Raw genomic sequence first — 7763 nt, forward strand, 5'->3', positions numbered from 1 at the left:
CTACCCCTCTTCACGTCTGTCGCGATCTCCCGGCCGACGGTAGCAGGCACCCCTCTCTGGTCCAGACCAATACCGCCGATGCGGGGCGGTCGAGGTCAGGCGCCGATCAGCGGCGCGCGGGGTGAACTGTGCAGGGGCGCGGCGAGCTCGGCGAGTGCCCGCTCCAGGCTGTGCAGATGGGCGAGCGCGGGTTCGGCGACACCGGAGGGCGGGAGGGAACCGGCGACGGCAGCCGCCTCGCGGCGCTTGCGCACCGGCGCGGTGAGGGCCTCCACGGAGGCTTCGACGCGCCAGCAGGCGGCGGCCAGCCGGGCGTCGTGGGAGGCCTCGGGGTCAGCCGCGACGGATGCCAGACCCCGCACCTCGCGCGCGCACACGTCGAGCAGCGCGAGCACCTGCCCGGCCCGCGCCTTGCGGGCGCGCAGCGGACTCAGCGGATGGACGAGCGGGCCGAGCGACAGCCGCACCCGCCCCAGGAGCGCTTCCAGCTCGGCGACACGGGGGGCCGGGTCGGCGGTCGGCGAGCCCGCGAGCCGCGCTGCGGCTTCCGCGGTGCAGGCGTGCACGCAGCGCAGGGCCCGCTGGATCCAGGCGTCGGTCGTGGCGTGTGTGGTGACCGGCAGCACGAGGAGCACCGCGACCGTCGCACCGAGCGCCCCGACACCGGTCTCCACGAGGCGCAGAGCGAGCAGTGCGGGGTCGAGCACGCCGAGCAGTCCGTAGAGCGCCCCCGCCATGACCGTCACCGAGAACATCATCCAGGTGTACGAGACCGCGGCGGCGTAGAAGATCCCGAAGACGCCGGCCGCCACCAGGACGGCGGTGGGCACGGCGGCCCCGTGCAGGGGCACGACGGCGACCAGGCCGACCGGCACACCGATCAGCGTGCCCAGCACCCGGCGGAATCCCCGCACCAGCGTCTCGCCGCGCGACGTGGTGTTCACGAATACCCACCAGGTGGCCCCCACCGCCCAGTACCAGCGCTCGTCGGAGAGGAGCTGGCCCGCCAGGAGCGCGAGGGCTCCGCCCGCGGTCGCCTGGACCGCCTGGCGGGTGGTCGCGCGGGCGAGACCGCGGCCGGCCACGGGGGTGAGCACCGTGGCCGCGGGCAGGCGTCGCTCGTAGCACCAGAGACCGAAGCGGACGACCGAGGAGGCGAGCAGCGAGAGCCCGACGGCCGAATACAGCTCGGGCAGTTGTCCGGGGAGTGTGTGGAGGAACTGGGTGGTGAAGAAGGCCATGAAGGCGAACACGCCGAGCGAGTGGCCGCGCGGCCCCCAGCGCCGGGCGTAGACGCCCGCGGCCATGACCGCGAGGAAGGCCACGTCGCGGGCCACCGGCTGGGCGTGCAGTCCCGCCGCGATGGCGAGCACGGGCAGCCCGACCACGGGCAGCAGCGCCGTGGTGATCAGCTGCCCGCGCACGGTGGTGTCGGTCACCGTGAACAGGGCCAGCAGCGCCGCGAGGCCGCCGGTGATGGCCCCGACGAGCGAGTGGCCGGTGAGACCGCAGACGGTGACCGCCAGCCCGATGCCGAGGACGGCCCGGACCGCGCTGCGCAGCCGGAGCCTTCCCGGATCCGGCGCGACGAACATCCTCTTCAGCACCACACGGTCCCCCTTCTCGCACCCCGGCCCCTGCACCGGCATGAAAAAGGCGCCACGGGGATCCGCAGCGCCATCGACGGGTCCATCAGAGCATCCCGGGACCCCATGGCTCAAATCGACGCGAATCGACTGGGCCATTGGCCCAGTCGACAACGGGTTCGCTGCGCCATGAGTAAGCCAACGGACCCGCGGGAACGGAGCGGACGGGCAGCAGCTGCCGCGAACCGGGCCGATGGTGCCGGACGGCGGTCCCGGGCTGCGCCATGGGTACAGTCGGCCGACTGATCACAGAGCCGGAAGGGAACAGCCGGAGATGGCCGTGGACGCTCTCGACACCCGCATCCTGCGCCTGCTCATCGAGCAGCCGCGCACCAGCGTCCGCGAGTACGCGCGCGTTCTGGGCGTGGCGCGCGGCACCCTCCAGGCCCGCCTGGACCGCCTGGAACGGGACGGCGTGATCACCGGCACAGGTCCGGCCCTCTCCCCGGCGGCCCTCGGCCACCCGGTACTCGCCTTCGTGCACCTGGAGGTCACCCAGGGGCATCTGGACGAGGTGGGGGACGCCCTCGCGGCCGTCCCGGAGATCATCGAGGCGTTCTCGACCACCGGGGGCGGGGACCTCCTGACCCGCGTCGTCGCCCGCGACAACGGGCACCTGGAAGACGTGATCCAACAGCTGATCCAGCTCCCCGGCGTGGTCAGGACGCGGACCGAGGTCGCCCTGCGCGAGCGGGTGGCGCACCGGGTACTGCCCCTGGTCGAAGCGGTGGGGCGGACGGCGGGCGGCTCCGGCTGACCAACGGCCGGCATGAGCCCGTCCCGGCCCCGCCGGCCGGGAAGGAACGCCCTGCGCCCGGTGCTCGCCGGCAGCTCCACGGCCGGAGCTGCGCGTCCGGGTGGAGCGGCCGGATGAGGAGGGTGTCTGGGTGGCGGTGGTCCCGGACTCCTCCCGGGGCCGCGAACCAGGCGACCCTCGCGGTCACCGGACGCGCGTACCTCCGCTCAGCCTGTCCGCCGAGAAGGTGCCGTGCGAGGAAACCGGAGCCCTACGCGTTCCTGGCGGCAGCCCGCGACCTGTCGCCGGACCGGCGGCCGTCGCGGTGCTGGAGGATGCCGCACCCGGTGTCCGGGCGGCACAGGTGGCGGAGATGCGCTGCTGCACGGTCCCGTACGACGCGGGCCGTTCGGTCACTCCAGGTTCCGAAGTGCCTGCGGGCGAAGCGGTGTTCAGGACGGTGGAGCTGCCCTTCCCCACCGGCCGGGTTGAGTTCACGGCCGCTGCCGTGCTGGAGTGGGTCGTCACAGGGTGAGCGCGAGCCGTCCGGGCAGTCGGATTGGCCTGATTCGGCGGGACGGTGGCCGGCCGGGCTCACGGAGGTCCGGCGGACGGATATCCTGATCATGCCGCGCGCCTACGCACCGTACCGAGCCGATCAGCCCGATGAGGTCGCCGCCGTGGCAGTCGGAGCGGGCCACAGTTCGAGATTGGTGTGCACAGGTGCTGGTAGCTGGACGGTACCGGTTGATATCCCCCATCGGCCGTGGCGGAATGGGTGAGGTGTGGCGCGCCACGGACGAAGTGCTGGGCCGGGCAGTGGCGGTGAAGTTGCTGCTGGGCGACCAGGCCGACGCCTCGTCGACGGCGCGGTTCCGCCTGGAGGCGCAGACCGCGGCACGTCTGAGTCACCCTCACCTGGTGGCCGTGTTCGACTTCGGCTCGTGGGAGGACCGCTTCTTCCTGGTGATGGAGCTGGTAGAGGGCCGTAGCCTCGGGGATCTCCTGGAGGCTCAGGAGAAGATCCATCCCGAGCAGGTGGCCCTGATCGCCGGCCAGGCGGCCGCAGGCCTGGCCGCGGCACACCGTCAGGGCATCGTCCACCGTGACATCAAGCCCGGCAACCTGATGCTGGACGCCGACGGGTCCGTGAAGATCGGGGACTTCGGAATCGCCCAGTTCGTCGACGATCCCTCGACAGCGCTGACCACGGCCGGACACATCGTCGGTACGAGCCTGTACCTGGCTCCGGAGCGGGCACTGGGCCGCACGGCCGACTCCGCGTCGGACATGTACTCGCTCGGCTGCGTCGTCTACCAGCTCCTGGTCGGTCAGCCGCCGTTCCGCTCGGACACGGCGACGGCCACGCTCTACCAGCACGTGGACACTCCCCCGGTGCCGGTGAGACAGCGGGGAGCCGATGTCTCCCCCGCCTTCGACTCGTACCTGATGGGCCTGCTCGCGAAGAAGCCGGAGGACCGGCCGAGCGCGCAGCAGGTCTCCGACTGGTTCCGCACCGACGCCTGGCGCGGGCGCACGGAGCCGCTGCCCCGGCACGCTCCCGCCGCCCCGGCCTCCACCGCCCCGGCCGTCCGGACCCCGTCGGGGGCCGCCGGACCGGCCGCCGGAGGCATGTCGACGTACCGGCTGCCCCAGGCCACCGGCCGCAGACGGGCCGCCCCGGCACCCCGGACGAGCCGGTCGGCGACCACCCGCCGGATGAGCACGAGTGAGGCGATCCGCCGCCGGCCCCGCGTGGCGAGCGCCATCGCCGGGGCGGTCGCGTTCGTGGCGGCCGTGTATCTGGGAACGGTCCTGTTCGCGCCTGACTCCGGTGCGGCGGACGTGCAGGACCCGGACTCCACCCCGACGGCCGTGCACGAATCTCCCGAGTCCACGGGTCCCGCCGGGGACGCCGACCCGGCCGGGGACGCACCCCGGCAGGACGGTCAGCAGAACGGCGACAGCGACGACGAGGACGACTGAGTCCGGCAGGTCACCAGCGTGCGTGGACCTCAGCGCGGATGCGGCGGTCGTACAGGTCGCCGACCGCGTCCAGTGTGCTCTGCGGCAACGGCGGGAGCGCGGCAGCCGCCGCGTTGGCCCTGGCCTGTTCCACGGACCGCGCGCCGGGGATGACGCTCGTGACACCGGGCTGCTGAATGATCCAGCGCAGCGCGGTCTGCGCCGGGGTGGCGCCCTCGGGGACGAGCCCGGCGAACTCCGCGGCGGCGGCCACGCCGGTCGCGTAGTCGACACCGGAGAAGGTCTCGCCCTGGTCGAACGCCTCGCCGTGACGGTTGTACGTGCGGTGGTCGTCGGGGGCGAAGACGGTGCCCGCGGTGTATTTCCCGGACAGCAGCCCGGACGCGAGCGGAACCCGCGCGATGATGCCCACCCCGGCCGCCGCGGCCGCCGGGAGCACCTCGTCCAGCGGCTTCAGCCGGAACGGGTTGAGGATGATCTGGACACTGGCGACACCGGGCCTGGCGATGGCCGTGAGCGCCTCCGCGCACGTCTCGACGCTCACCGCGTAGGCGGCGATCCGCTGTTTGGCGACGAGCGTGTCCAGGGCGTCGTAGACGGCGTCCGAGGAGTAGACGCTCGTCGGCGGGCAGTGCAGCTGGACGAGATCGAGCGTGCCGACGCCGAGGTTGGCGCGCGAGCGGTCGTTCCAGGCGCGAAAGTTGTCCAGGACGTAGTTCTCGGGTACCTGCTCGGCGCGCCTGCCCATCTTGGTGGCGACGAGGATGTCCGCGTCCGGCCGGTCCTTGAGATAGCGGCCGATGAGCTGTTCACTGCGGCCGTCCCCGTAGACGTCCGCGGTGTCGAAGAAGGTGACTCCCGATTCGACGGCGGCGTCCAGGACGTCGAAGGCGTCGGCCTCCCGCACCTCGCCCCAGTCTCCGCCCAGCTGCCAAGTGCCCTGTCCCACGACCGATACGTCACGGCCGGTCCTGCCGAGTGTGCGCTGCTCCATGCGGATCATGCTACGTCGGCATGTGGGGCCTGCGGCGGGTACGTTCCCCGCCCGCAGGTCGTGCGGCGGACGGGCACCGGGGTCACAGCGGGGCCGGGGCAGTCGTGGGGGGGGTACCACGTGGTCGACCACCGGTCGCTGCGGGAAGGTGGTGTCGCCGTCCGGGTCACCGGGCCGGTATCCGCCTGCGACGGCGGCCACGCGGTGGGATCGCGGTGGTTCGCGTGGCCGCTGTCGTGCGCGCCAGGGCCGGCGGCGGCACAGTGGAGGTACGGGGTCGGACCGTGCGGGTCCCACCGGCCTCCCGCCGGAAGGGCGCACAGGGTCCGGCCGCATCCCGGCGGAAGGACTCGGCCGTGACCAGCGACGGCGGACGGCGTTTCGTGGTGCAGATCCATGACGCCCGGCGGATGCACTTCGACTTCCGGCTGGAGGTGGACGGCGTACTCAAGTCCTGGGCCGTCCCCCGCGGCCCGTCGGACAATCCTCGGGACAGGCGCATGGCCGTGCCGACGGAGGACCATCCGCTGGAGTACCGCGAGTTCGAAGGCGTCATTCCGCCGGGCGAGCAGGGCAGTGGCACCGTCATCGTCTGGGACCAGGGGACCTACCGGCCGCTCAGCCACGACTCCGGGGGCGCGGCCGTGCCCTTCGCCGAGTCCCTGGAGCGCGGGCACGCGACCTTCTGGCTCCACGGGGCCAAGCTGCACGGCGAATTCACCCTCACCCGCTTCCGCGTGGGCGAGGAGGGTGACACACAGGCGCCCGAGGCATGGCTGCTGCTCAAGGCCGATGACCGGCAGGCCGTCCACGACCGGCCGGGCACCCCCGATCCGTACCACGCCCGCTCGGCCCGCACCGGCCGCACGCTGCACCAGGTCGCCGCGGCGGAAGGACGGGGCCCGCGCACCGGCTGACGCGGTACCGGCCTGCCCGTCCCCGCACGGATGCCGGTCACCGTGATCGCTCGACGACCGCGGTACCCACCGGGTCGGGGCGCTCCTCCCCCGTCGATGACCTGACGCGGAGCGGGAAGGTCCGGGAAGCACGTGTCACGCGCCAGCACCTCGCCGTACCCGGATGCCAGGCGCACTTCCCGGACGTGTGGGGGGAGTGAACGAGCACCGGTCCGTCGTCAGGCGCGCTTGGCGGCTGCCAGGTGGGCGAACACCACCACGTTGTCCTTGTAGTCCTTCTCCTTCTTGTCGTACTCGCCGCCGCAGGTGATCAGCCGCAGTTGTGCCGTGCCGTTGTCGGCGTAGACGCGCTCGTTCGGGAAGTTCGCCTTGCTGAAGGTCTCGACCGAATCCACCTTGAAGACGGTGACGATGCCGTCCTCACGGGTGATGCTCACCTTGTTGCCGGCCTTGAGCGTGCTGAGCAGCAGGAACACGGCGGGGCCCGTCTTGGTGTCCACGTGACCGGCGACGACCGAGGTACCGCGCTCTCCGGGGGTGGCTCCGTCCTTGAACCAGCCGGCCAGATTCATGTCGTTCGCGGGCGGCGCGTTCAGTTGCCCCGAAGGGCCGATGGCCAGCGGCGTGAAGGGGGCGTCGACCGCAATCTTCTTGATCCTGATCCGCTCGGGTTCGGACCGGGGCAGCCCGCGGTCGATGGAGAGCGCGGAGGCCGACGGCGAGGGCGAGGGCGACGACGACGGCAGGGCTGGAGCGGTGACGGCGGGCGCCGGGGCGGACGCCACGGCGGCGACGGGCGGCGGGACGCCTGCCGAGGCGTCGAGCGAGTTGTAGACGAGGAGGAAGCCCAGCCCGACCGCGGCGGCGGGCCACAGCAGGGAACGGCCGAGGGCAGGGGAGGCGGGTTCTGAGTCGGACGGCTGCTGGGCGGCCATGCGCGTGGTTCCTTTCGTGTACGGGACGGGCCCGAGGTGGGGAGACCGGGAAAATCGGCATGGCCACCGCCCGGAGAGGGCGGCGGCCACGACAGGATCGGTTCAGCGGTGGGTGCGCCCGTCAGGCTGCTGCGGCACCCGAGGCGTTGCGACGGCGCAGCCGGTACGCGGCGGCACCGAGGCCACCGAGCATCAGCACCGATCCGGCGGCCAGTCCGCTGCCGGACAGGGCCATCGCACCGCCACCGGTGTGCACGCCACCCTCCGGCTTCTTGTGCTGCCAGGACTCCGACTTCTCGCTGTCCGTCGTGCTGCCGGACCCGTTCTCCTTGTCCTTCTGCCAGTCGTCCGCCGTGACGCCGGCCAGCGCACCGCCACCGGTGTGCACGCCACCCTCCGGCTTCTCGTGCTTCCACGACTCCGGCTTCTCACGGTCCGCGTTGTCACCCGTCGCGGACCCGTTCTCCTTGTCCTTCTGCCAGTCGTCCGCCGTGACGCCGGCCAGCGCACCGCCACCGGTGTGCACGCCACCCTCCGGCTTCTCGTGCT

At 72.6% G+C, this 7763-nt stretch carries 7 protein-coding genes; 3 read left to right on the forward strand and 4 right to left on the reverse strand.

Features of this window, described 5'->3' with window-relative positions:
- Positions 1–95 precede the first annotated feature (95 nt).
- Positions 96–1607, reverse strand: a complete 1512-nt coding sequence (locus AB0F38_RS08800) for an FUSC family protein (protein ID WP_361888927.1) — start codon at positions 1605–1607, stop codon at positions 96–98.
- A 313-nt stretch (positions 1608–1920) separates the two neighbouring features.
- Here AB0F38_RS08800 and AB0F38_RS08805 point away from each other — a divergent pair, with 313 nt between their 5' ends.
- Positions 1921–2403 carry an Lrp/AsnC family transcriptional regulator gene (locus AB0F38_RS08805; protein ID WP_361888823.1) on the forward strand — a complete coding sequence of 161 codons (483 nt, stop codon included), beginning with the start codon at positions 1921–1923 and terminating at the stop codon, positions 2401–2403.
- A gap of 753 nt (positions 2404–3156) precedes the next feature.
- Complete coding sequence (locus tag AB0F38_RS08810) at positions 3157–4368, forward strand: serine/threonine-protein kinase (RefSeq protein WP_361888825.1); 1212 nt, start codon at positions 3157–3159, stop codon at positions 4366–4368.
- A gap of 10 nt (positions 4369–4378) precedes the next feature.
- Here the strand turns inward: AB0F38_RS08810 and AB0F38_RS08815 are convergent, their stop codons facing one another.
- Positions 4379–5371, reverse strand: a complete 993-nt coding sequence (locus AB0F38_RS08815) for an aldo/keto reductase (protein ID WP_361888827.1) — start codon at positions 5369–5371, stop codon at positions 4379–4381.
- Between the two features lie 347 nt (positions 5372–5718).
- On the opposite strand from AB0F38_RS08815, the gene AB0F38_RS08820 reads away from it, so the two are divergent.
- Complete coding sequence (locus tag AB0F38_RS08820) at positions 5719–6279, forward strand: DNA polymerase ligase N-terminal domain-containing protein (protein WP_361888830.1); 561 nt, start codon at positions 5719–5721, stop codon at positions 6277–6279.
- A gap of 218 nt (positions 6280–6497) precedes the next feature.
- Here the strand turns inward: AB0F38_RS08820 and AB0F38_RS08825 are convergent, their stop codons facing one another.
- The gene (locus AB0F38_RS08825) at positions 6498–7214 is read right to left on the reverse strand and encodes a class F sortase (protein WP_361888833.1); all 717 of its coding nucleotides are present in this window, start codon (positions 7212–7214) and stop codon (positions 6498–6500) included.
- A 121-nt stretch (positions 7215–7335) separates the two neighbouring features.
- A partial coding sequence (locus tag AB0F38_RS08830; protein ID WP_361888836.1) for a hypothetical protein occupies positions 7336–7763 on the reverse strand: 428 nt, incomplete at its 5' end.

It is taken from the genome of Streptomyces sp. NPDC025273, assembly GCF_040638585.1.
Lineage (GTDB): Bacteria > Actinomycetota > Actinomycetes > Streptomycetales > Streptomycetaceae > Streptomyces > Streptomyces cinereorectus.